This window comes from Methylomicrobium album BG8 (genome assembly GCF_000214275.2).
Classification (GTDB): Bacteria; Pseudomonadota; Gammaproteobacteria; order Methylococcales; family Methylomonadaceae; genus Methylomicrobium; species Methylomicrobium agile.
Window position 1 is genome coordinate 3021180 of sequence record NZ_CM001475.1, and the last position, 24703, is coordinate 3045882.

General features: G+C 55.5%; 23 protein-coding genes. 6 read left to right on the plus strand and 17 right to left on the minus strand.

What is annotated here, in order from left to right; translation table 11 throughout:
• Positions 1-375: 375 nt before the first annotated feature.
• From rpmE to nhaD, 3 genes are all read right to left on the minus strand, one after another.
• On the minus strand, positions 376-576 hold the full coding sequence (gene rpmE / locus METAL_RS21015) for a 50S ribosomal protein L31 (protein ID WP_005372988.1): 201 nt from the start codon (positions 574-576) through the stop codon (positions 376-378).
• A gap of 90 nt (positions 577-666) precedes the next feature.
• Positions 667-2019: an AmpG family muropeptide MFS transporter gene (locus tag METAL_RS12985; protein WP_005372989.1), complete on the minus strand. Its 1353-nt coding sequence runs from the start codon at positions 2017-2019 to the stop codon at positions 667-669.
• A gap of 59 nt (positions 2020-2078) precedes the next feature.
• Complete coding sequence (nhaD, locus tag METAL_RS12990) at positions 2079-3386, minus strand: sodium:proton antiporter NhaD (protein ID WP_157203512.1); 1308 nt, start codon at positions 3384-3386, stop codon at positions 2079-2081.
• A gap of 212 nt (positions 3387-3598) precedes the next feature.
• Here nhaD and METAL_RS12995 point away from each other — a divergent pair, with 212 nt between their 5' ends.
• Both METAL_RS12995 and METAL_RS13000 read left to right on the plus strand, forming a co-directional pair.
• The gene (locus METAL_RS12995; RefSeq protein ID WP_040578353.1) at positions 3599-5251 is read left to right on the plus strand and encodes a nitrite/sulfite reductase; all 1653 of its coding nucleotides are present in this window, start codon (positions 3599-3601) and stop codon (positions 5249-5251) included.
• Positions 5238-5690, plus strand: a complete 453-nt coding sequence (locus METAL_RS13000; RefSeq protein WP_005372992.1) for a DUF934 domain-containing protein — start codon at positions 5238-5240, stop codon at positions 5688-5690. The genes METAL_RS12995 and METAL_RS13000 overlap by 14 nt, the downstream gene beginning before the upstream one ends.
• 164 nt (positions 5691-5854) lie before the next feature.
• Here the strand turns inward: METAL_RS13000 and METAL_RS13005 are convergent, their stop codons facing one another.
• The 3 genes from METAL_RS13005 to METAL_RS13015 form a co-directional block, all read right to left on the minus strand.
• Entirely contained in the window at positions 5855-7186 is a 1332-nt protein-coding gene (locus METAL_RS13005) for a S41 family peptidase (RefSeq protein ID WP_005372993.1), read from the minus strand.
• A 70-nt stretch (positions 7187-7256) separates the two neighbouring features.
• A complete protein-coding gene (locus METAL_RS13010; protein WP_005372994.1) occupies positions 7257-8453 on the minus strand; it encodes a murein hydrolase activator EnvC family protein in 1197 nt (398 codons plus the stop codon).
• Between the two features lie 7 nt (positions 8454-8460).
• Positions 8461-8934, minus strand: coding sequence for a hypothetical protein (locus tag METAL_RS13015; protein ID WP_213069392.1), 474 nt, complete (start codon positions 8932-8934; stop codon positions 8461-8463).
• Positions 8935-9216: 282 nt separating this feature from the next.
• On the opposite strand from METAL_RS13015, the gene METAL_RS13020 reads away from it, so the two are divergent.
• The 4 genes from METAL_RS13020 (at position 9217) to METAL_RS13035 (ending at position 11678) form a co-directional block, all read left to right on the plus strand.
• Positions 9217-9531: an ArsR/SmtB family transcription factor gene (locus METAL_RS13020; protein WP_005372995.1), complete on the plus strand. Its 315-nt coding sequence runs from the start codon at positions 9217-9219 to the stop codon at positions 9529-9531.
• A 45-nt stretch (positions 9532-9576) separates the two neighbouring features.
• Positions 9577-10026: a rhodanese-like domain-containing protein gene (locus METAL_RS13025; protein ID WP_005372996.1), complete on the plus strand. Its 450-nt coding sequence runs from the start codon at positions 9577-9579 to the stop codon at positions 10024-10026.
• A 161-nt stretch (positions 10027-10187) separates the two neighbouring features.
• Positions 10188-10658 (plus strand): protein-export chaperone SecB, encoded by a 471-nt coding sequence (gene secB / locus METAL_RS13030; RefSeq protein WP_005372997.1) that lies wholly within the window; start codon positions 10188-10190, stop codon positions 10656-10658.
• A 3-nt stretch (positions 10659-10661) separates the two neighbouring features.
• The gene (locus tag METAL_RS13035) at positions 10662-11678 is read left to right on the plus strand and encodes an NAD(P)H-dependent glycerol-3-phosphate dehydrogenase (RefSeq protein ID WP_005372999.1); all 1017 of its coding nucleotides are present in this window, start codon (positions 10662-10664) and stop codon (positions 11676-11678) included.
• A 40-nt stretch (positions 11679-11718) separates the two neighbouring features.
• Here METAL_RS13035 and METAL_RS13040 read toward each other — a convergent pair whose 3' ends face one another.
• The 11 genes from METAL_RS13040 to METAL_RS13090 form a co-directional block, all read right to left on the minus strand.
• The gene (locus METAL_RS13040) at positions 11719-12732 is read right to left on the minus strand and encodes a L,D-transpeptidase family protein (protein WP_005373000.1); all 1014 of its coding nucleotides are present in this window, start codon (positions 12730-12732) and stop codon (positions 11719-11721) included.
• A gap of 195 nt (positions 12733-12927) precedes the next feature.
• Entirely contained in the window at positions 12928-13743 is an 816-nt protein-coding gene (mutM, locus tag METAL_RS13045) for a bifunctional DNA-formamidopyrimidine glycosylase/DNA-(apurinic or apyrimidinic site) lyase (protein WP_005373002.1), read from the minus strand.
• 131 nt (positions 13744-13874) lie between these two features.
• Positions 13875-15140 (minus strand): alginate export family protein, encoded by a 1266-nt coding sequence (locus METAL_RS13050; protein ID WP_005373003.1) that lies wholly within the window; start codon positions 15138-15140, stop codon positions 13875-13877.
• A gap of 33 nt (positions 15141-15173) precedes the next feature.
• The gene (locus METAL_RS13055; RefSeq protein ID WP_005373005.1) at positions 15174-16973 is read right to left on the minus strand and encodes an ABC transporter ATP-binding protein; all 1800 of its coding nucleotides are present in this window, start codon (positions 16971-16973) and stop codon (positions 15174-15176) included.
• Between the two features lie 12 nt (positions 16974-16985).
• The gene (locus METAL_RS13060) at positions 16986-17999 is read right to left on the minus strand and encodes an ABC transporter permease (RefSeq protein WP_005373007.1); all 1014 of its coding nucleotides are present in this window, start codon (positions 17997-17999) and stop codon (positions 16986-16988) included.
• A 162-nt stretch (positions 18000-18161) separates the two neighbouring features.
• Complete coding sequence (locus METAL_RS13065; protein WP_005373009.1) at positions 18162-19562, minus strand: CmpA/NrtA family ABC transporter substrate-binding protein; 1401 nt, start codon at positions 19560-19562, stop codon at positions 18162-18164.
• Between the two features lie 187 nt (positions 19563-19749).
• Positions 19750-20052: a hypothetical protein gene (locus tag METAL_RS21630; protein ID WP_005373010.1), complete on the minus strand. Its 303-nt coding sequence runs from the start codon at positions 20050-20052 to the stop codon at positions 19750-19752.
• Positions 20053-20070: 18 nt separating this feature from the next.
• A complete protein-coding gene (locus METAL_RS13075) occupies positions 20071-21810 on the minus strand; it encodes a bifunctional protein-serine/threonine kinase/phosphatase (protein ID WP_005373011.1) in 1740 nt (579 codons plus the stop codon).
• 73 nt (positions 21811-21883) lie between these two features.
• Entirely contained in the window at positions 21884-22696 is an 813-nt protein-coding gene (locus METAL_RS13080; protein WP_005373012.1) for a formate/nitrite transporter family protein, read from the minus strand.
• Between the two features lie 380 nt (positions 22697-23076).
• The gene (locus METAL_RS13085; RefSeq protein WP_005373013.1) at positions 23077-24000 is read right to left on the minus strand and encodes a GAF domain-containing protein; all 924 of its coding nucleotides are present in this window, start codon (positions 23998-24000) and stop codon (positions 23077-23079) included.
• Positions 24001-24024: 24 nt separating this feature from the next.
• Positions 24025-24549, minus strand: a complete 525-nt coding sequence (locus METAL_RS13090) for an ANTAR domain-containing response regulator (RefSeq protein WP_245549369.1) — start codon at positions 24547-24549, stop codon at positions 24025-24027.
• Positions 24550-24703: the final 154 nt, after the last annotated feature.

A 24703-nucleotide genomic window follows, 5' to 3' on the forward strand; every position in this document is an offset into this window, starting at 1 on the left:
CCCTGGCAGATTGGGAGTAAGGAAGAGTTTCTTGGATCGGACTTTTCGAGCATATCGAACGGCAGAGTCTTGATCGAACTTCAGGAAGACTTACGCCGCCCGGCCGAGAACGCCTGAGCGTCCCCGCACGCACGCCCGCGCCATTTGACGAAAAAAAATGGGAGAGAAAGAGAAGATGTTTCCGGAACGGGCCGGAAGAAACCTTATCCGCGCTTGGCGACGGTTTTTTCTGCGGATACGGCCGGCTAAAATGCAGCAGGCCGGGATCAACCTGCGAAGAGAGCGATGGCGGCTCGGCCAAATAGGCGCCGAGCGGAGTTCAGAGACCCCGGCAATTTCTTTATTGCGTCAATTGCACAAACCGCCCGCCCGAACTTATTTGCCGTATTTTCTACGGAACTTGTCGACTCGGCCTGCTGTATCGACGACGCGTTGCTTGCCGGTGTAGAAGGGATGGCATGAGGAACACACTTCGATCAACAGGTCTTTGGAAAGAACCGACCCTGTTACAAAAGTATTGCCGCAGCCGCAAGTCACTGTAATTTGTTTATAATTTGGATGAATTTCTGGTTTCATAACGCTTCACATTACCCGTGAGGGCCACATACCGTTTAAAAAGCCTCCTATGATAAGGCTTCCATTCTGTTTTATCAACCAGATTTTGCTTTACGGCCTTTGCGCAAGCATCTTGGCGCGCCGCTCACGGCCGATCAGGAGTAAAACCAGCGAGATCGCCGGCAATCCTACCGCGGAAGCGTAAATGAAAAAGATGTAATAGCCGTAATGGTCGACGACCAGCCCGGCAAACCCGCCCAAGAACTGCGCAGGCAGCGTCATCAGGGAACTGAACAAGGCGTATTGGGTGGCAGTATAAGCGGTGCTGGTCAAACCGGAAAGATAGGCGATAAAAACCGAAGTGGCGAGCCCGCCGCTCAAATTATCCGCGCTGATCACCGCCGCCAGCAGAAGTTTGCTGGGCTCGCTCAACGCCAGCACCGCAAACAGCAAATTGGTCGCCACCACCATCACGGAGCCCAGCAGCAACGGCCTCATGACGCCGTACCTGACCACTAACGCGCCGCCCAAGGCGGCGCCTGCGATCGTCATGAAAAAACCGAAAACCTTGCTGATTTCGGCAATGTCTTTTTTGCTGAAACCCAGATCGAGATAGAACGGATTGGCCATCACGCCCATCGTGATGTCGCTCATCTTATAAACCGCGACCAGCAACAGAATGATGAGTCCGGTTCGGCCGTTGCGGCTGAAAAACTCGACGAAAGGACTCAATACCGCATCGGTGAAACCGGCAGCCATTCTTTGCCCAAAAGAAGCGCGCCCGGAAACGCCCAACGCGGATTCCAGCCGGCTTTCGACCTTGCGCGCCGACTCGACCCGCCGATGCTCGGGTTCGCGCAACGTCAGCGTCGTGAATATTCCGACCGACATGGTGGCCGCCATCACCGAATAGGCCGAATTCCAGCTCGAATACTCGGCGATATAAAACGCGCCCGCCCCGGCCATCAGCAGAGCGATACGGTAACCCAGCACATAAGCCGCCGCCATCGCACCCTGGTAACGCGCATCGGCCGTTTCGATCCGGAACGCATCGATCACCACATCCTGGGTCGCCGAACAAAACGCCACGCCCACCGCAAGCAGCGCACAGAGCCGCAATTGCGTATGAGAATCCAGACTCGCCATTCCGGACAGCCCTAGAGCGATCCCTATTTGCGCAAGCAGCATCCAGCTCCGCCGCTTGCCCAGAAGGCGGGTCAGCAGAGGTATCGGCAACCGGTCGATCACCGGCGCCCAAAAAACCTTGATCGAATAGATCACGCCGACCCAACTGAAGAAACCGATGACGGTGCGCTCGATTCCTTCATCCCGAAGCCAGGCCGATAAGGTGGAAAACACCAGCAGGAAAGGCAAACCCGCGGAAAAACCGAGAAAGACCATACTGACAACGCGCGGTTGCAAATAGATCGCGAAAGCCGTTTTCCAGCTTTTATCGGCAGCCATCGGGCTTTACCTGAAACAGGCGCGCCGCACGGAAAACGCGGCGCGGAAACAGAAAGTAACTAGGCATTCAACAGATAATGCATGACGATACTGCCGACATAACCGGCAGCAATCGCCGGCGTCCATTTCAGATGACTGAAGAACGTGTATTTATGATTGGACTGGCCCATCAGCGCGACGCCCGCCGCAGAACCGACCGACAGCAGCGAACCGCCGACGCCGGCTGTCAGGGTAACCAGCAGCCATTGATAGAGGCTCATATCCAGATTCATATTCAACACCGCGAACATCACCGGAATGTTGTCGACAACAGCCGAAATCAAACCGACCAGAATATTTGCGGTCGTTTGACCCAGACCGTCATACATGGCGCCCGACAGCAGCTCCAGGTAACCGATATAGCCCAGGCCGCCTACCGCAAACACGACGCCGAAGAAAAACAGCAGCGTATCCCATTCGGCATGGCGCACTTTGTTGAAGATATCGAATGCCTCGTCGCCTTCCACAGTATATTTGGTTTTCAGATGGTAACCGTAAAGCATCAGAATCGACAGGCCGGCCATCATGCCCATGAACGGCGGCAGATGCAAAATCTGCTTGAAGCTGACCGCGGTCGCAATGGTCAACAAAAACATTACGCAGATCTGGATCGCGCCCGGTTTCAGTACCACCGCTTCCTCTTCGGAAGCATTGGGCTGCTCGTCCGGTACCGCAAAATACATCACTGCGGCGGGAACGCCGTAGTTGACCGCCGACGGAATGAACAATTTGAAGAAGTCGAAGAACTCGGCGTAGCCGGCCTGCCAGACCATCAGCGTGGTAATATCGCCGAACGGACAGAAGGCGCCGCCCGCATTAGCGGCGACAACCAGATTGACGAATCCGATGCTGACGAATTTGGGATTGTCCGCACCGACTGCCATGACTACGGCCCCCACCAGCAGCGCCGCGGTCAAATTATCGGCCACCGAAGACAGGAAGAAAGTGATAACGCCGGTGATCAGGAACAGCTTGCGGTAACCGAACTGCCGTCTGACCAGCCAGGAACGCAGCGCTTCGAACACGTTGCGCTCGGCCATCGCGTTGATATAAGTCATCGCGACCAGCAGGAACAACATCAACTCGGCATATTCTTTCAAGTTGTATTCGAACGCTTCATGCATCGCCTCGACCGAAATACCGGCCTGCGAAGCCAGGATGGCCGCATGCGACCAAATGATCGCAGCCGCCAAAATCACCGGTTTCGATTTACGCAGATGCGTAAATTCTTCCGCCATCACAAAGCCGTACGCGATCATAAAGATCAGTACGCAATAGATCCCGCGCTCGGTCCCGGTCAGCCCAAGACTTTCAATACCGCCGGCCATTGCGAACTCCGGCACCAGCAGCGTCATCAACAAAACAAAAAGAAACCTCACAAACTCCCCCTATTGATGATTTTTATATCGAAAAATTAAATGATTAAAGCGGTCTTCAACCGGATATACTATCACTTCGGAATAACTTTTGTCATTTTATGACGCAGCGTATATGATTAGCGGTTGCTATTATGCGCTTAACGAGCAACGATAAACCATCTATGTATCAGTACAACGAACAAGACCAAACCCTTGTCGAAGAAAGAGCCGCGCAGTACCGGCGGCAGACCGAGGATTTCCTGAAAGGCGAACTGAGCGAGGATCAATTCCGGGCCTTGCGGTTGCGCAACGGTCTGTATATCCAGACCCATGCCCCGATGCTCCGGATCGCCGTACCCTATGGCCTGCTGAACTCCAGGCAGTTGCGCAAGCTGGCGCATATCGCCCGCGAATACGACAAAGGCTACTGTCACTTTACGACCCGGCAAAACGTCCAATTCAACTGGCCGGAACTCGAACGCGTGCCCGACATCCTCGACGAACTGGCCAGCGTACAGATGCATTCGATCCAGACCAGCGGCAACTGCATGCGCAACACCACCTCCGACCATTTGGCCGGGGTCGCGGTCGACGAAATCGAAGACCCGCGCCCATACTGCGAAATCATTCGCCAATGGACCACGCTGCATCCCGAATTCGATTATCTGCCGCGCAAGTTCAAGATCGCGGTCAGCGGCGCCCGCCACGACCGCGCCGCCACGCAATTGCACGACATCGGCGTCCATCTGGTCAAGAACGAGGCCGGAGAAACCGGTTTCCGAATCCTGGTCGGCGGCGGCCTCGGTCGTACGCCGATCATCGGCCAGGTAATCCGCCCGTTCCTGGAAAAGAAACACCTGCTTTCGTACCTGGAAGCGATTTTGCGGATTTACAACTTGTTCGGACGCCGGGATAACAAATACAAAGCGCGCATCAAGATCCTGGCCAAAGAAACCGGTTTGGAAAAATTTACCGGGATGGTCGAAGCAGAATGGCTGCAAATCAGGGACGGCATGGAACTTGGCGATGAACGGATAGCGGCGATCAAAGCACATTTCACACCTCCGGCTTATGATACGGAAGCGGCGCAGGATGAAAGCCTGTCTGCGCATTTAGCGGCCCATCCTGCATTCGCCACCTGGTACCGATACAATACCGCCGAGCACCGCGTGCCGGGTTACCGCGCCGCGTTCATTTCGCTGAAAGCCCCGGATTCGCCGCCCGGCGACATGACCGATACACAACTAGATGCGGTCGCCGATCTGGCCGACCGCTACAGCTTCGGCGAAATCCGCAGTACACACCGGCAAAATTTGATTCTGGCCGACGTCAGACAGACCAACCTGTTCGCTCTGTGGCAGACATTGAGCGAACTCAACTTGGCCACACCGAATATCGGCACGGTGACCGACATCATCTGCTGCCCCGGCCTGGATTTCTGCTCGCTGGCGAATGCCGGATCGATCGGGGTCGCCAAAGAGATCAACGAAGCGCTCGAAGACATGGACTACGTACACGACATCGGCGACGTCAAGATCAACATGTCGGGCTGCATGAACGGCTGCGCGCATCAAAGCGTCGGCCACATCGGCATCCTCGGCGTCGACAAGAAAGGCGCCGAATGGTATCAGATCACCCTCGGCGGTTCTTCCGAGAACGAAGCCGCCATCGGCGAACGCTTGGGGCCTGCGGTGGCCCGCGACGAAGTCACCCAAGCGATCACCACGATCCTGGAGGTGTATGTCAACCAGCGGCAGCAAGAAGAATCATTTTTGGACATGGTAAAACGTGTTGGCATCACCCCTTTCAAAGAACGAGTCTATGCAGATCATTAAAGACAAAGTCATTATCGACGACACTTTTACGCCGCTTGCCGACGATGCCCCGTTGGCCGGCGGCGACATCTCCGTCTCGCTGGCGAGATGGAAAAACGACCGGGAAGCCCTGCTCGCCCGTCCGGGCAAAGTTGGCGTGCGCATCCGGGCGAGCGACAGCGTTTCGGACCTTGCCGGCGATCTGAAGCATATTGATCTGATCGAACTTGACTTTGCCGAGTTCGCGGACGGACGCCTATTTTCGCAGGCCTGGCTGCTGCGGGGCCGCTACCATTACCAAGGCGAAATCCGGGCGGCCGGTCACTATTTGACGGACCAGACTTTTTATCTATCCCGCGTTGGCGTGAATGCGTTTCAACCCGCAAAAACGGAGCACCTGAATACCATTCTTGCGAATCTGAACGATTTTTCGGTCAAATACCAGCCTTCGATCCATTAATCCATCGGCACCAAAACAAAAAGCCTTGTCCGGCATCGCCAGGACAAGGCTTTTTTATGTGTGACTGAAAATCCGTGATGAAGCGATCAAAGTAATTCCGCTGATCCCTGCCGCCCCACGGTATTACAAAATGCCTACCGCGGAGCACTGCGATTCGGCCGGAGTCAATGCTTCATGATCGCCAAACCTTTCAATAAAGATAACGCCTCGAATATCGGATAATCGTTGATTTCCAGTGATTCTTCCGCCTTCGCCTTCTCATCCGGTGTTTTAGGCGTTTCGGTTTTTTCCCCTTTTTTCTTGCCGTTTTCCAGATGGTGCGACAAATCGGCTTCCTTGACCGGCACAAACTCCGGCTTTTCGAGCGACGCCAGCTTGACCGAAGCGAGCGCAATATCAGGTTCGATGCCTTCCGCCTGGATCGATCTGCCCGAAGGGGTATAGTAACGCGCCGTCGTCAATTTGACCGCCGCGCCGCTGCTGGTCGGCAAAATCGTCTGCACGGAACCTTTGCCGAACGATTTTTCGCCCATGATTATCGCGCGCTTCTGATCCTGCAGGGCTCCGGCAACAATTTCGGAAGCCGATGCGGAGCCGGCATTGATCAACACCACCATCGGCGCACCGTTCAATAAATCGTCTCCCGCCGCGGTGAAACGCATTTCCGAATTTTCGATCCGGCCTTTTGTGTAAACAATCAAACCGCTTTTCAAAAATGCATCGCTGACTTCGACCGCGGCATTCAGTACGCCGCCGGGATTGTTCCGAAGATCGAGCACCAGGCCCTTCATCGCTCCCGCATTTTCTTTTTTCAACTGCGCCAGGCTTTCCAGCAGGCTTTCGCCGGTGCCGGATTGAAAGCTGCTGATCCGCACATAGCCGTAACCCTTCTCGAGCAATTTGCTCTTCACGCTTTTGACTTTGATAACGTCGCGGGTCAAGGTGAACTTCAGGGGGGCTTCTTCGCCTTCCCGAACTACCGTCAGATCGATTTTGCTGCCCGGTTCGCCGCGCATCGTCTTGACGGCCTCGACCAGGCTCATCCCCTTGACCGGCTTGTCGTCCAGCCGGATGATCAGATCCCCGGTTTTCAGACCGGCCCGTTGCGCCGGCGTATCGTCGATCGGCGAAACAACCTTGATAAAACCGTTCTCCATCGTGACTTCGATGCCCAAACCGCCAAACTGGCCGGTAGTGCCTTCTTTCAACTCCTGATATTCTTCGGGCACCAGATAGGCGGAATGCGGGTCCAGGCCGCTCAACATACCGCGCACCGCATCTTCCAGGAGCTTTTTGTCCGATACGGGCTCTACGTAATCGCGCTTGATGCGCCCGAAAATTTCGGTGAACGTCCTGAGTTCCTCGAAGGGCAGAGCCTCCGACTCGCTTTCCGCGGCTGGCTTGTTCAGCTCGGCAAGAACACTGCCGCCGATGCTGATGAACACGCCCAACATGACCCCCAGGGACAAAATAAAAAATGTCTTGTTTTTCTGCATGCCTCTTGCTACCCCAAATACTCGATTCCTAAACTATGTTATTCCATGATGGCCAACCGATTCTGCATCGCTAACCCGGATACCATGCCAACGGATCAACCGGCTTGCCGTTCTTGCGGATGCCAAAATACAAACCCGACTGCGAGCGCCCACCGCTTTGGCCCGCGCCGGCAATCACCTCTCCCGCCTCAACCCAGTCATCGACCCGCTTATAGAGACTCTGATTGAAACCGTAAAGCGTCATGAAGCCGTTGCCGTGATCGAGGATCATCAGCAGACCATAACCCGTCAGCCACTGCGAATAGACAACCTTGCCTCGGGTCACCGCACGAACCTCCGCCCCTTCCGTGGCAGCGATCAGGATGCCGTCCCAAAGGCTCTGCATTCCTTCGGCAACCGACTGCCCCGAAATCGGCCAAGGCAAATGCCCCTTGAGCCGCTCGAAATCGACAGGAACTCCGGCCGGCTTCCGGACTGCGCCGGACGCAGACTCGTCCGGGTTCTGCATCTGCCCGTTAGCTGCCGCAGTTTGCGGCTCCTGAGCCTCCACGGCCTGACTTTGCCACTTGACTTGTTCGACGATCAGCGTCTTCAACTCGTCTTCGCTTTCTTTCAACCTCGCCAGCTGTTGCTCGCCGGACAGATAATCCTGCTCGACCTCGGTGAGCAATTTGCTCCTCTCATTCCGCAACAGTTCAAGCGCGCTTTGTTTAATACGGTGTTGCTCCACATCGTGTTCCATCTGCAACGCTTCCTCCCGCTGCCGGCTTTCCAGCTCGGCAAGCCCGGAAACCGACTTTTGCACGACAGCCAGTTTCTTCAGGCGCTGCCTGCGCAAATAATCGTGATAAACCACCATTCTGCTCGCCTTCGCGAGATCCTGGTGGTTCAGGATCAGCTTCAATTTCCCGGACCGCCCCATCACAAAATCGGCGCGCAACTGCGCCGCCAGCGCTTTGTGATGCAACGCAATCTCATCTTTCTGCAGCGCAATGTCCTGATGGATCAGCTTCATCTGGCGGCGATTCTGCGCGATCTGATCCTGAAGCCTTTTCAATGCGGCCGCGCTTTCGCCATAGCGTTGCTCGATATCGGCCAGCTGATCGGTTATCGCCTCCTTCCTGAGCAGCATTTCCCGTATTTTTTTCTTGACCGACGCGATACCGGACTGGACCACGCCCAGGTCGTTCTCAAGCATGATCTCTTCGGCACCGCATTCCCGCGCCAGCAACCCCAGCACGATGCAGGTTACGATCCTTGTCCGCATAGCTCGCTTAATGGGCGGCCAGCAGCGATCCGTCCGTCCTTCCGGCGAACGGCGGAATCCTTAAAACATCCGGCATGGTCAGTGCCGGGCAGGATGTGCGACCCGCCATTCGCGGTTCTTCGCCGCAAACAGGCGCCTGAGGCACCTGATTCCTCATATGGACAGCACGGGGCCGCCCGGTTTCTTCATCATATGTCGGATGGATGTTGCCGTGATCGGCGATTAGCCGCATCTTGCCGCCGTTCAGGAAGTAAGTGACATGGGCATATTTTTCGGTCTCGCCCAGACTGGGCTGTTTCATATTGAAGTTGGACAACACTTTGCCCAATCCGTTCTCAATATGAGCCGGCAGGTATGCAACCGAGTGCTCGAACGCTTCACGGTATTCGGTCTGCTCCACGATAGCATTGCATTCTTTCTCCGGCGCGTACCCGCCTCCATCGAGAATCAACAAAACTGAGGGCTTTGGCCGGTCCGACATCTTTACAATTTCTCCAGTCACAAACACAAAATCAACAGCCGCGCCGCCTTCGAACCCTTACTCTTCACCCATGAATTATTGTTTCAATTCTCCTACCCCCTAGAGATAAAACTAATGTATCATAGTGCCGTTTACTAGGCTTTCGTACGTAGGTATACGCAAGACAGGGCTACTTACTGCCCACTATATTAATACACGCGGCAATTCTTGTGTAAAAATAATTCATTGCGGCTGCTTTATTTCTAAAAACAATAACAAAAAACCGTTCTGAAGGTCGAATTTATGGACACCCTCAATAAACCCACGATATACGATGACAACGACATCAACCGGGCCGCGCGGTGTATCAAGGCGATGTCGCATCCTTTACGGCTAAAGATATTGTGCGTTTTGGGCACCAATTCGGTCAGTGTGCAGGACATCGTCGAACAGGTGGGCACCTCGCAAAGCAACATTTCCCAACATCTCGCCATCCTCCGCGAAAAAAACATTCTGGGATCCAAAAAAGAAGCGAACCGGGTCTATTACTACATCGACGACAACCGAATGCTGCAGTTGATCAATATGATGCGCGATGTCTTTTGTTCGCGGCTTTGATGTGATTTAATTCCTTAATCTTCATCCGTTTCAACCAACCAATCCATGCAACGTCTTTTCGAATTCATTTTCAACCACTACGTTTATTCGCTCGCGCTGGCGGTCGTCACTTATTTATTGATTCAGGAATTTTTTGATGTGGCATTCAAAAAATTCAATCACATCACGCCGATGCTCGCCGTTGCGAAGATGAACGAAGGCGGCATCGAAATCCTCGACGTGCGCGAGGCGCCCGATTTCTCGGACAGCCATATCGAAAACGCAATCAATGCGCCGCTCAGCAAGCTGGACGAGCAACTGCCCAAACTTGCCAGCGACAAAAAAGCCCCGCTGCTGGTCGTTTGCCAGAACGGCACCCGTTCCCTGACCGCCGCCAAGAAATTGGCCAAAGCCGGCTTCGAACAGATATTCGTGATTACCGGCGGGATGGATGCCTGGACGGAAGACTACAAACTGCCGGTCGCCAGCCGCCGCAAGCAAAAAGCGAACGCCTGACCTTACCGCCCCGGCCGTCGATCGGCTTACCCAACCCCATAAAAAAGCGGATTACAGGCATGACCTGTAACCCGCTTTTTTAAATGGGTTTTTTTGTAACCTTGCGGTCATTCGAATGACGGATGATCCGAAAACATTCACTCTTTAACTGAAAGGCTATCATGGCAGAAGAACAACAAAACGTCGAAAAACAATTCGCAATTCAAAAAATCTATACCAAAGACCTCTCTTTCGAAACGCCGAACTCGCCGAAAATCTTCATGGAAAAGTGGGAGCCGGTTGTCGATTTCAACCTGAGCACCCGCGCCGAAACGATCGATAAAAACCTGTACGAGATCGTGCTGACCGTAACGATCACGGTCAAAGTCGCGAGCTCCACGGCTTATCTTGTCGAAGTGAACCAAGCTGGCATCTTTACGATGGCAGGCTTCGCCGACCAGGAACTCGGGCCGATGGTCGGCAGTTTCTGTCCGAACATTCTATTTCCTTATGCCCGCGAAGCGGTGTCCGACCTGGTCGCCAAAGGCGGCTTTCCGCAACTGTTACTGGCGCCGGTGAATTTCGATGCATTGTACGCCCAACATTTGCAAAACGCACAAAATCAAGCACCTGCGAAGGAAAACCTGAACTGAGCGATGACCCCAAGAAGAATCGGCATCCTGGGCGCCGGCTCCTGGGGAACCGCGTTGGCGATCCAGGCGGCGCGAACCGGCTGCGACGTCCTGCTCTGGGGGCATCATCCGGATCATATCGGGGCGCTTTCGGCCGACCGAGAAAACAAGCACTACTTGCCCGGCGCCGCTTTTCCGGCAAACTTGGCAGTGACCGCCGACCTTCGGGAAGTCTGCCGCTTTACCGATCTGCTGTTGATCGCGGTGCCGAGCCACGCTTTTAAAACGACGCTGGAGCGATTGAAATCGTTTGCGCCGGACACGCTCCAAATCGCCTGGGCCACCAAAGGCTTCAATCCGGATGACGGCTCGTTGCTGCACGAACTGGTGATCTCCCTGTTTTCCGAGCGGACGCCGGTTGCGGCACTGTCCGGACCGACCTTTGCGCAGGAAGTCGCGGCCGAATTACCGACCGCGATTACGGTCGCCTCGCCGCAGATCGAATTTTCGAGCCGGCTGGCGCAATTTTTCCACAGCAGTCGTTTCCGGACTTATACCAGCACCGACATCATCGGCGTCGAAGTCGGAGGCGCGGTGAAGAACGTGATGGCAATCGCGGCCGGCATCGCGGACGGACTGGGCTTCGGCGCGAATACCCGGGCGGCACTGATTACCCGGGGCTTGACCGAGATTATCCGGCTCGGCCTTCGCCTTCGCGGCCACCAGGAAACCTTCATGGGACTTGCGGGACTTGGCGATCTGGTGCTGACCTGTACCGACAACCAGTCCAGGAACCGCCGCCTGGGCATCGCGCTCGGACGGGGCCAAGCCTTGGAAGCTGCGGTCCGGGAGATCGGCCAGGAAATCGAAGGCGTGTTCGCGGCGAAAGAAACTTACCTACTTGCCCGAAAACATTCGATCGAAATGCCGATTACCGAGCAGGTGTTTAAAGTGCTGTATGAAAACTTGTCCCCGGCCGCTGCAGTACAAAACCTGCTCTCACGGGAACTCAAGTGCGAGTCGGGTGTGCTCCAGGAATGATTGAAGCGCCGGCCGGCGTAACAGCCGGCGCTTCGGAGAGTCAAGACCCTCTGTAGTAACCGGGGGAAGCAGCGCCGCTGGCCTCTCGGGTGATTCCTTGGGGCTGTTCCCGCTCCAGCGACGGCAGCCTTTCATAGATTGCGGCCGGCTCACCGTCGAGGTCGTGCAAAACCTGATTCAATATTTTCTGATCGAAATCCGGCATTTCCTCGTGCGTTGCCTTCCGGATCAGATCGAGCGCGAGCGCATAGCGTTCGTCCTGGCTCATCTCCTCGCCTTCCAGATCGGGATGAGCCTCGATATAGAGGGTATTGTCGAGCCAGCCGACCTTGATCGGCTGCTTCACGATATAGACGGACGTGCCGACCGGCGCATGCTGGTATAACGCCTCGATGTCTTCCGGATACATCCGGACGCAGCCGTGCGTAATCTGCATCCCGATTCCGTAAATCTTGTCGATATCGGTGCCGTGAATCCGATAGTCGCCGGGCAGATTCAAATACAGCGCATAAGCCCCCAGAGGATTGTGCGGCCCGGGCGGCACGACTTCAGGCAGCGGGTCTCCCATTGCCGCATGCTCGCGCCGGATCGACTCGGGCGGATGCCAGCTGGGATCCTTCACTTTTTTGATGACTTTCGTTTTTCCGAGCGGCGTCTTCCAGTCCTGCCGGCCGATGCCGTGCGCGAACGACATCACCTGCTTTCCTCCGGGCGGGTAATAATACATCCGGTATTCGGACAGGTTCAGCGTAATGCCCTCATGCGGCGTATCCGGCAGAATACGCCGGTTGGCCAGGCGCACCGGTTCGCCTTTTTTGACATGCCAGCGATCGACTTTCTGGTTCAGGCGCACGATTTCCGTTTGCCCCAGTCGATACTGCCGCGCCACGTCCAATAGCGTTTCGTCTTCTTCCGCCTTGGTAAAGGCGGTCGACTGGGCGTACTCCATGACGACCGAATCGCCATTGGGCGGTAGGTCATAAGTGGTTGCGAACGCCGGACCGGCCGTCAGCAAGCAGAGAGGCAATACAATATCAAGCGTTCGGATTTTCATCACTTTGATTCGGGGATAGTAAAAAATTCGCGGATTTTATGACTTAAAAAATGAGAGCTTACAGAAAAATAAATAGTTCAGGATATCCTAGGCTATCAGATTTTAGCAGGGAAATCCCGAGAGAAGGTTCACAATTCGATGGTATTGTATCACATTGATGAAAACTGTCAGACAGCCGGAGCCGTACGGTTCAAACTATCGCTGGCACTGTTTGCAGAAAACGGTCGAGCGTCCCGACACGCGAATTTCGGTCAAAGACTCGCCGCACAGCGGACAAGACAGACCCGCGCGGCCGTAAACCTGAAGCTGCTGCTTGAAATAACCGGGCCTGCCGGCCTCATTCACAAAATCGCGCAGGGTCGTACCGCCTTGCTGGATCGCATTTTCTAACACGAGAGTTATGCACTCGGCAAGACGCCGGTAGCGCGCGAGCGAAATCTTGCCGGCGTGCCGAGTCGGTAGAATGCCGGCCCTGAACAGCGCTTCGTTCGCGTAAATATTGCCGACGCCGACCACGATATGGCTGTCCATAATGAAGGACTTGACGGGAATCTTGCGGTTTTGCGCCAACGCATGGAGGTGCGCTCCGTCGAAATCGCCCGTCAACGGCTCCGGGCCCAAGTCTTTCAACAACGGATGATCGGCAACCGGCCCGGCGGTCCACAATACGGCGCCGAAACGGCGGGGGTCGTTGAACCGGAGTAACGTCCGGTCACTAAAAATCAAATCGACATGATCGTGCTTGCCGTGAGGCTGTCCCTCCGTCAGAACTCTCAAACTGCCCGACATGCCGAGATGCATGATCAAAGTCCCCCGCTCCGTGCGCAGGAGAAGATATTTGGCGCGCCGTTCAACCGATTGGATGATTTGCCCCGTTACCGTTTCGGAGAGCGACTCGGGCACGGGCCAGCGCAGCCTCGGCTGCCGCACGATGACTTGCCGGATAAAACGGCCTTGAATGGCTGGCGCAATGCCGCGGCGGGTGGTTTCGACTTCGGGGAGTTCGGGCATCAGTTCTTCGGAAGAATCGGTTGGATTACATGTTACTGAAACGGCCCAGTGTAACATAAAATCGATGCCTGCCCTTTCGGCGGCCGACCCTTCCGCGGAAGGGCCGGCCGGATGCCGCCGATTTTTAAGTTTTAGAAACTGACGTTCGCTTGAAACCAGATTTTTTGCGTATCGGTCGCCGCAAAACCGGTATCCGCGTTAAAGTTGGCGTATTTGGCCAGCACCGAATAATGCTTGCCGAATTTCTTGACGACTTGGAAATCCCATTCCTTACCGTAAGCCATTTGCCCGGTGTCGTCGCTGAAATCATGATAGACGCCGGTTACGGTGGTTTGGTAGCGCGGAAATTCGACCATCACCGTGCCGAACAGATCGCGGATCCCGTTCGCCGGCGTGGTCAGGAACAGATCGGCCCAGCCTTGAAATGCATGGTTCGTGCCGAGCGGCGTATCGAAGGTTTTGTTGACCCCGTAGCCGTTCAACTGCTCCCAGGCCCCCATCACGCTGACGTTGAAAGCCTTGACGCCGCCCATGAAATTGAAACGGTCGGCTTCGTACTTGGTCGTGCCGTGGCCGTAATCCTTCTGGTCGGCCCATTCGGCCGTATAAAGCAGATTGATCGTATCGAAGAGTTTCGGCGACGAACCGTTGAAACGGATACCGTAGGTCTGATTGGATTTTTCCAGGAACAGGTTTCTGCCCGCCGCCGGCCCCGGATTCACATCCTGGTAGTCCAGCCAGTAACCGTAAGCCACCAGGTTGCCGTAATCGCCGACCTTGTAGTTGATGTTGAGGATCGGCGCTTCGATATTTTCCGTTGTCGAAGTAAAGGTCTGCACGTTGCCGATATAACCGGCGTTGATCGTCAGTCCGAAAATCTGCTGGTTGGCGTGCGTCAGCAGGATCGCATCGTAGGTAGTTTCGAGTTGCCGCCAGCCGACGTTGCCGATATAGCGGTCGTCGTCCAGTTTGATGCGCTGCCGGCCGCCTTTGATAATCGTATCCGGAATGCCCGAATAACTGATCCATAACTGGTTCAGCTCGGTTTTCTCGGGATCGGCGATCGTGGAATAGGTCGTGTTTTTGTTCCGGGTGCTGTTGTAGTCCTCCTGCATTGCCCAAAGCCCCTCGAATTCGGCATAGCCCTGAAAGCCGTAAAACTTAGGCGATTGGGCGCCCAACCGGAACCGGGCAGTATTTGCATTCGCGGTTTTGGCCGTGCCCTTGTCCTGATCGACGTTCTCCCACCGGTAATTGATGTCGGCTTTGATCGCTCCGTTGTTGCCGTAATGGTAAAAATTCAGCGCATCCTCGATTTCCTGCGTCACGTCGGCCATCGCCGCACTGCTCAGCAAGGATAGCGACAGAAAGGTAAACTTGGAGGTGTAATGTGTCATGGCGATTCCTTAAATTCTGTGATTGGCGTGGCGTTAGTGAGTGTGATCACATTCGGCGAGGAAGGTCAGCAGGCTTTCCCGGTATCGGTAGTAATCGGGATGCGCCAGGAGCGCCTTGCGGCTGCGCGGCCTCGGCAGATCGATGTCCTGAATCTTGCCGATTTTGGCGTGCGGACCGTTGGTCATCATCACGACCCGGTCGGCCAGCAAGATTGCCTCGTCGACATCGTGCGTCACAATAATCGCGGTCACATGCGTCCGCTCCCACACCTCCATCAACACTTCCTGCAATTCCCAGCGCGTTAAAGAGTCCAGCATCCCGAAAGGCTCGTCCAGCAGCAGCAATTTGGGCGACAGCGCAAACGCCCTGGCGATGCCGACCCGCTGGCGCATGCCGTTCGACATGTCGGCGGCTTTTTTATGCAGCGAATCGCCAAGGCCCACGCGCGTCAGGTAGTATTCGACGATATCGTCGCGCTCCGCCTGGGTCGCATGCGGATAGACTTTATCGACGCCCAAAGTCACGTTCTCGAATGCCGTCAGCCAGGGAAACAGGCTGGGTGCCTGAAACACCACCCCGCGGTCGGGACCGGCGCTATCGATCTCCCGGTTATCCAGCACGATGCCGCCTTCCGAAATCTCGTTCAGGCCGGCGGTCATCGACAGCACGGTCGATTTGCCGCAGCCGGAGTGGCCGATGATCGAAATAAATTCGCCTTTCTTCAGCTTCATGTCGAAGCCGTCGACCACCTTGACGGTGCTGTTGCCGTCCGGCGTGGGGTAGATTTTCGAGACTTGCGAGAACTCCAGATAGCGCGGCCGGCCCAGATCGTCCTGCGAAGGTTTCAGAGCCGACGTGTCCGTTTTCCAGTCGTTGCCGGTGTTCGGGCGGACATTCGGCAACACCACGCGGTCCGCATTGTCCTGCCGGTTTTTTTCAAGGCCGACCTGCATCAGATAACGGGTGATGTCGGCGCGCAGGCGCTTGAATGCTTCGTTATGGTTCAGCGCGGTCCGGTCGCGCGGCCGTTCGATGTCGATCTTGAACGCGGGGCCGAACGTGGCATCCGGTCCCGGATTCAGCGGAATGACCCGGTCAGCCATATAGATCGCCTCATCGACATCATTGGTGATCAGGACCACCGTTTTCTTGTCCTGCTCCCAGATCTGCAGGATTTCGTCCTGCAGATTGCCGCGGGTCAGCGCATCGAGCGCGCTAAGGGGCTCATCAAGCAGCAGGATGTCCGGATTCGCGGCCAGCGCCCGTGCGACATTGACCCGCTGGCGCATGCCGCCCGAAAGTTCGGCCGGCATTTTGTCCATCGCGGCGCCAAGGTTCACCATCCGTACATATTTCTCGGTGTGCGCCTGGCGCTGGGCAGGCGTCCAATCCCTAAAAATCTGATCGACCGCCAAGGCGACGTTTTCATAAACGGTCAACCACGGCATCAAAGAATAGTTTTGAAACACCACGCCGCGGTCCGGCCCGGGTTCGGTGATCGGCTGGCCCTGCTTCAACACGTCGCCGCCGTCGACGCCGCACAGGCCGGCGATGATCGACACCAGCGTCGTTTTGCCGCTGCCGGAAAAACCGACGATCGCGATGAATTCGCCCTCCCGTATCGTCAGATTGATGTCCTTCAATATCGAAGTCTTCTGCGTCCCTTCGCCGTAGGACTTGCAGACATCCTTCAATTCAAGCAGCGTTTTGGCGGCTGCCTCTTTGGAACCCTTCGGTTCGGAAGCCCTGGTTTTCGCAGGAAGCTCTACCACATTGTCCTTCGGGCGATCCGAAACGTCGGCATTGTTCGACTTTAATTGGGCTGAAATCATGCCGGCCTCCCCTTAGCGTCCGAAAGAAAAGACTTTTTGCAGCGACTGCATGATCCGGTCGAGAATGAAACCGATGATCCCGATCGTAAACACCGCCACCATGATCCGGCCCAGCGAGTTGGAACTGCCGTTCTGAAACTCGTCCCAGACGAACTTACCGAGCCCCGGATTCTGCGCCAGCATTTCGGCCGCGATCAGCACCATCCAGCCCACCCCCAACGACAGCCGCATGCCGGTAAAAATGTAGGGCACCGCGGAAGGCAGGATGATCTTCTTGATCTGCGTGCTCCAGTTCAAGCGAAGCACCTTGCCGACATTGACCAAATCCTTGTCGATCGAGGAAACGCCGACCGCCGTATTGATCAGCGTCGGCCACAGCGAACACAGGGTTACGGTAATCGCGGAAGTCAGAAACGATTTTTCGAACCAGGAATCGTCGGTAGTGACGTAGACCGCACTAACGACTAGGGTCACGATCGGCAGCCAGGCTAAAGGCGACACCGGCTTGAAGATCTGGATCAGCGGATTGATCGCCGTATTGATGGTCGGGCTCATGCCGCACAGTAAACCGACCGGCACCGCGACCAGCGTCGCCAGCAAGAAGCCGGTGAAGACGGTCGCCAGACTGGTGCCGATCTGATCCAGATAAGTGCCTTTGCCGTTATAAGGACGCGCTTTCGGAGGCGGCTGGTCGGGATGCTCGGCCAGCGCCTGCTCGATCCGGGCTTCCTGGCGTTGGTAATACTGGCGTTCTTTCTCGCGCTGCGCATGATGCTCGTCCATCAGCCCGCCGGCCTCCTGCCAGACCGCAACGGGTCCCGGAATCGCACCGAGACTGGTATTCACGCGCGCTGCGGAAAAGCTCCATAGTCCCAAAAACAGCAGGAAGGCGATGAACGGCACACCCATCATCAGCCACAACTGGCGGAGTTGCTGCGCGGGATTTTCTCCCGAGGCGATTTTCACCATCGGAATAAACCAAGTCAAACCGGTAATATTCAAAAATTTGATCAATTTGTTATTCATACTCTGCCCGCACCCGTTACCGGGGGGTCCCGAAAAATGGTGTCTTGAGGGAATCGTGCCGAAAAAAATGTGCGTCCCTGCACTCACTCGACATCCGTTGTACACATCAGAGGCACATCTAGAACAAGAAGGGTGAACCCTTAATTTCAAGCTTTCCGGCCATTACTCGACGATCTTGCCGCCGGCGACCTTCTGCTTGCCTTTTAGACCAATGGGGAATTTGGTCAGGTATTCGTTCGGCTTAGCCGCATCGAACGTAATCCCGTCGATAAAGTCGGCGCTGGGCGGCTTGATGCCGGTCTCGCCATCGCCCGGGAAATCCGCTGCCCTGGCTTTGCCTTCGGCGATCAACGCCTTGGCTGCCGCCATATAGATATCGGGACGGTAAACCTTTTTCGCCGTTTCGAGGAACCAGGCGTCCGATTTTTCTTCGTTGATTTGTCCCCAGCGGCGCATTTGGGTCAGATACCAGATCGCATCGCTGTAATAGGGATAAGTGGCGTGGTAGCGGAAAAACACATTGAAGTCGGGCAAAGGCCGTTTATCGCCTTTTTCGTACTCGAACGTACCGGTCATGCTGTTCGCGATCACATCGAAATCGGCGCCGACATACTGGCTTTGCGACAGCATTTCGACCGCTTCCTTCCGATTCTTGTTATTCTCTTCATCGAGCCATATCGCCGCGCGAATCAACGCCTTGATGACCGCCAGATGCGTATTCGGATGCTTATCCGCCCATTCCTTGGTCACCCCGAACACTTTTTCCGGATTGTTTTTCCAGATTTCGTAATCGCTGATCACCGGCACGCCGATGCCCTTGAATACCGCCTGCTGGTTCCACGGCTCGCCGACGCAGTAGCCGACGATCGTTCCCGCATCCAGCGTTGCCGGCATTTGCGGTGGCGGCGTTACCGACAGCAGCGCGTCGGCATCGATCTGGCCGGAAGTATCCTGAGGAGGCGAATAATAACCGGGTTTGATACCGCCGGCCGCCAGCCAGTAACGCAACTCGTAATTATGGGTCGAAACGGGGAAAACCATCGCCATATTGAACGGCTTGCCCGCTTTTTTAAATTCGTCGACCACCGGCTTCAACGCATCGGCCTTGACCGGATGGGCGGGCTTTCCGCCTTTCTCCGGAATGTTCGGTTTCATTTTTTTCCAGATTTCGTTCGAAACCGTGATCGCATTGCCGTTCAAATCCATGCTGAACGCGGTGATCACGTCGGCATGCGTACCGAAACCGACCGTTGCGCCCAGAGGTTGGCCGGCCAACATGTGCGCGCCGTCCAGCTCGCCGCTAATCACGCGGTCCAGCAGCACTTTCCAGTTGGCTTGCGCTTCCAACTGCACGGACAAACCCTCGTCCTCGAAAAAGCCTTTTTCGAACGCGACCGCGAGCGGCGCCATATCGGTCAGTTTGATGAAGCCGAACTTGAGAGAGTCCTGCTCCAGGCTTTCCGTTACCGCAACGGCCGACGTGCTGAATAGTAATGCGGCCGCCGCCGCTGCCCTGGAAAGAGCAACCGACAATGGAGCCGAGGTAAATTTTCCTTGTTTCATAAAATTCGTCTTGGGGTAAAATTTAAGGCATAAAGCGTCTTCCCGTCGGAGCATCGGCAATGCCGATGCCGCAAGTTGACGCCATCAGATCGCTCTTCTTTAAGCACAAAATTTTGACCCCACCGTTAGAGTCTTCACTTGGATAAAGGCATTATTTATGCCAATACCGAAAAGACTCCTCTTTTCTTTACTTTTTATTATTTTTCATATACTTGAACAAGTCATTCGCAGGGATGAACCGGCGCACGGGACCGGAGAGATTGCCCAATGAACGTGCAGAAAACCTGCCGCATTGCACCAAGTTAAGGCCGCTCATGCCCAGGCAGGCCGAAGCCAGCCAGACTTCATCGACCCCGACCTGTTCCGCAATCTCGGTCCAGGTCAGCTGTTTTTTCACTTTCGCCGTAATGATCGGGCCGGTCATTTGCTCTTTGGTCAGCAGCGATTCGGCTTTGCCTGACGACGGTGTTTGTGGGGGTACGGTTTTCATTTTTAGAGTCCTCGCTTTTTAACTTGAACAACAAGTTAACTTGAACAACAAGGCGACAACCGTAATGGCCAGAATCAAAGCAACGCTTTTCCAAAAAGCCACCGGATGACGTTCGATCAGCGGCGGCCGGGTTTTATTCAGAAACGCCCGGTTCGGGTGGCGAAGATCGTAGATAAATTCGGATAACTCCTCGTAGCGCCGATACGGATTCGGATGCACCGCTTTCCTGAGCACATCGTCGATCCAGGCCGGAATCTCGCGATCGTCGTCCAGCACCGAGCGATAGCTTAACTTCTTTTGCGCGGCGCGGGTTCTGGCCCTGGAAACTTCGGTTCCGTAAGGCAGTTTCCCCGACAACAGCTGATAGGTGATTACGCCCAGCGAAAAAATGTCCGAGCGGGTCGTCCCGCTTTCGCCCAGAAAATATTCCGGCGCGGTATATTGCGCGGTTCCGAGCAGTTCGTTGCGCTGAATCGGCGTGGCGATCTCCATCAGACCGGCCACTTTCGTCGAGCCGAAATCGATGATCCTGACCGTGCCGGTCGTGTCGACCATGATATTGTCCGGCCGCAGATCCTGATGCAGCATTTCCAGCCGGTGAAAAGCGCGCAGGCCTTTGGCGATCTGTTCGACGATGCCGCGCACGGATTCCATGTCCGGTTTCGGGTTGTCGATCATCCACTGCGTCAATGTCTTGCCGTCGACGAATTCGGTCGCGAGATAGAGAGAGTTGCGCTGCCGCGTCCGGACGCAGGGTTTCAACACGTAGGCGCTGTTGATGCGCCGCGCGATCCACTCTTCGGTCAGAAACCTTTCCAGGTAAGCGGGGTCGCCGCGAAGATCGATCGACGGCGTTTTCAGTATGACGGACGCGCCGGTTTCGTTATCCACCGCCAGATAAACATGGCTGCGGCTGCTGGCGTGGATTTCCCTGACGATTTTGTAGCCGTCGAAAACCATGCGGGCATCCAACGGCGGAGGAAAAGGCAGCTCGGTCAGCTGCCGGTAAAGCGCGTCGGCATCCTGGCCGGGCAGATCTTCGACCCGGACGACCAAGGCGGTCAGATTATCCGGACTGCCTTGCCGGTAAGCTTCCTCCACGATCGCTTTCGCCGCCGCATCCGGATCGTTTGCATGCGTTTTGAACGCATCGACGACGAAGCCGGGGCCGGCATATTCGTAAACGCCGTCCGTCGCAAATAAAAAAGCGTCGCCGGCTTCGACCTGCAGGGCGCGATAGTCGATCTCGATCTGCGGATTGATTCCCAGCGCGCGGCCCAGATAACTTTCGTCCTGCGAAACCCAATACCGATGATCGTGGGTCAATTGTTCCAACGCATGGCCGCGCAATCGATAGATGCGCGAATCGCCCACATGAAAAATATGCGCGGTGGTCGACTTGATCACCATCGCGCTCAAGGTGCAGACGTATCCTCTGTCCTTATCGTAGCGGTACGGACTTTGCCGGGTCTGGGCATGCAGCCACGAATTGGCCGCCTGCAGGACCCGCTGCGCGGATTTTCGGACGGACCAGGCTTCCGAAGTGCAATAATAATCCTCCAGGAATCCCGTCACGGCCGCTTCGCTGGCGATATGGCTCACGTCGCTGCTGCTGATCCCGTCGGCCAGCGCAACGGCAATTCCTTTAAAATGCAATTGAGGTTCTTTCGGAATATGGGAGCCGTGAAAATCCTGATTGATTGCCTTGCGGCCCTTGTCGGAATATTGCCCTATGGCGACTTTTAATTGACCGGGCATTCAGTATATTTTTAGGGATAAAGAAAGTGCTTCGGCCGGGAAAACCGGCCGAAGCTTTAAGGTGGTGCTCAAATCAGACAATGGAACGCTTGGGCGCCGTTTTTATATGCGTGGAATATAAAGTCAGGCCGGTAAAGGCCAGCCCGCCGACCAGGTTGCCGAGCACGGTCGGAATTTCATTCCAGATGAAATAATCCATGATCGAAAATTTTCCGCCCATGATCAGGCCGGAGGGAAACAGGAACATATTGACGATGGAATGCTCGAAAGTCATCGCAAAGAACAGCATGACCGGCATCCACATCGCGATCACCTTGCCGCTGACCGTCGTGGAAATCATCGCCCCGACTACGCCGGTCGAGACCATCCAGTTGCACAGCATGCCTCGGATGAACAGCGTCAGCATGCCGGCCGCGCCGTATTTCGCGTAACCGAGCGTGCGCGCCTCGCCGATGCCGGCAATTTTTTGCCCCACTTCATTGGGTTCGGTCGAAAATCCGAACGTGAACACGATCGACATCATCACCGCCACCGTAAACGCTCCCATGAAATTGCCGACAAAAACCAGGCCCCAATTCCTTAACACGCCGCCGATCGTGACGCCCGGCCGTTTATCGATCAGCGCCAGCGGCGTCAATACGAAAACGCCGGTCAACAGATCGAAGCCCAACAGATACAGCATCGAAAACCCGACGGGAAACAACAGGGCGCCGATGAGCCCGGAGCCTGTCTGGACGGTCATCGAAACCGCGAACACGGCGGCCAATGCAAGGATGGCGCCGGCCATATAAGCTCGTATGACCGTATCCCGAGTCGACATGAAAATTTTGGATTCACCCGCATCCACCATTTTTGCGACAAACTCCGAAGGGACTAAATAAGACATAATTTTCTCTACATCCGAAAGTGATTATGAGCAGTTCAATCGAGAACCGGTTTAGGCATGCAGGAACATGCGTTCCAACGCGAAGCAAAAACCGCACCACAGCGGAGGGAGGCGGGAATTAATCGCCAAATTCAGATAATTGCGCTGGCAACCGAACCAATATAGTGCAGGCCGAGTGTTCGAATGGTGCGGGGCGGATTGAATAATCCGCAGCGGATAAGAGGGAAAAAGGCCAGCCGGTCCGGCGCCAATGCGCGCCGTGCTCGGCGAATCGAGCGGCTGTCGGACGGCGAAAGTCGAGGATTCATGCCTAACCGTTCCTATGCCTAAGCATGAGAACGAAGGTTTTCGGCTCGCGGAATATCCCTGGCAGGAAAACTTCAAAACAGAAACGTCACGATCGCCTTCAGCCGCCCTTGCTCGATCACCGGAATCGCAAGCATGCTGCTGAGATCGTCCAGTTCGACATTATAAGCGTCTTCCTGATTGCCGCTGATCGACGGCATGCCGGTCAGCCAGACCCGGCCCAAGGCGCCTGCGCCCTTGTCGACCGTCAACGTTTCGAAGATTTCCGCCAGATTGTTGCTGTTTTTGCTGTAGCTTTGCCGGCAGACCAACTGTTCGCGCTCGTGGTCCGGAACCCATATCTGGATGCGCTTGGCGATCGGCGTCGCGTTCGCCGAAAGAAAAGTGATCGCATAAACCTGCTCCTCGCCGTGGATGAACGGAATGCCCAGACCGGTGGCAACGCCCGATTTTTGCGCTTCCTCCGCGCGGGGAAACCCGGCCGCCAGGCCGATATCCTCGGCCAGAACCGGCATCCCCGCCTGCCAGGCCATGCCCGGTATGCCCTGCCCCTTGGCAAGCCGGATTTGTCGGGATACAGCTTCGAATTGCCCTAAGGAGCCATAATAACCGTCCAGCAACTGAAGGGTTTCCAGAACAGCCGGGTCGTTGCACCAAACCTCGATCGCTCCGGCCTGCTCCCGATCGTCCCCGCAGAGAAACACCACGATAGCCAACAAAAAATCGCCGGAGAAAATCGGCATGGCGATGCCGCAGGTCAAACCCGCTTTTTGCGCCGCGGCGGTGCGCTTGAAATAGGAATCTTCAAACCGGCTCAGCATGATCGGATGACCCGCGGCCCAGGCTTTGCCCGGCAGCCCTTCGTCGTAAGCGAAACGCTGCTTTTCGCTGATGCGCTTGAAATCGGTCAGGCTGCCGTACAACCCCGAGCCGAACTCCAACTGCGTCCGTTCTTTGTCGGGAATCCAGATTTCGATCACTTTGATAAACGTTTTCATGGCGGGTCGATAAAAATCAGCGTTCTATTTCAGCAATTCCGCCATCGCAATCACGTTCCGGGCCATCTGGCCCAGCGTGATATTCCGGTCCATCGCCAGTTTTCGGAGGGTGTGGTAGGCTTCGTTCTCGGTAAAGTTTCGCGTATTGATCAAAATCGCCTTGGCGCGGTCGATCTGCTTCCTGTCTTCGAGCTGGATTTTCGCTTCCTGCAGCGCCTGTTTGAGCGTCTGTTGATGCTTGAACCGGACCAGGGCCACTTGGATGATGCCGGGAAGTCGATTCCCATCCAGACCATTCACCTCATAAGACGTGATCTCGGACTGAATCGCTTTATGGATCGTCGCATTGCTGCCGTCGGCCGCAAACATAATCACCGGCAGCGGCGCCTGCCGGCTCAGCGCGAGCAGGTCGGCCAGCAGCGCCTCGGAAGGCGATTCAAGATTGAAAATGACCGCGTCCGGCCTTATTTCCTTGACCTGCGCAATGAACGACGGCCCATATTGAATCGAGACCGTTTCGGAGCCGCCCTCAAGCAGGGCACTTTCCAAGGGAGTATTATCGACTCCGCATTCGACTATCAAGAAATTCGGCATGGCGGTGAACGCGCAACTTAAAGAAGAGTTTAGAAAATAGGCCAGCAATATTCGCGCCAACGACGCCATTCAAGAATGATAAGAAAATTCGCCCGCGAAGCTATGCGTA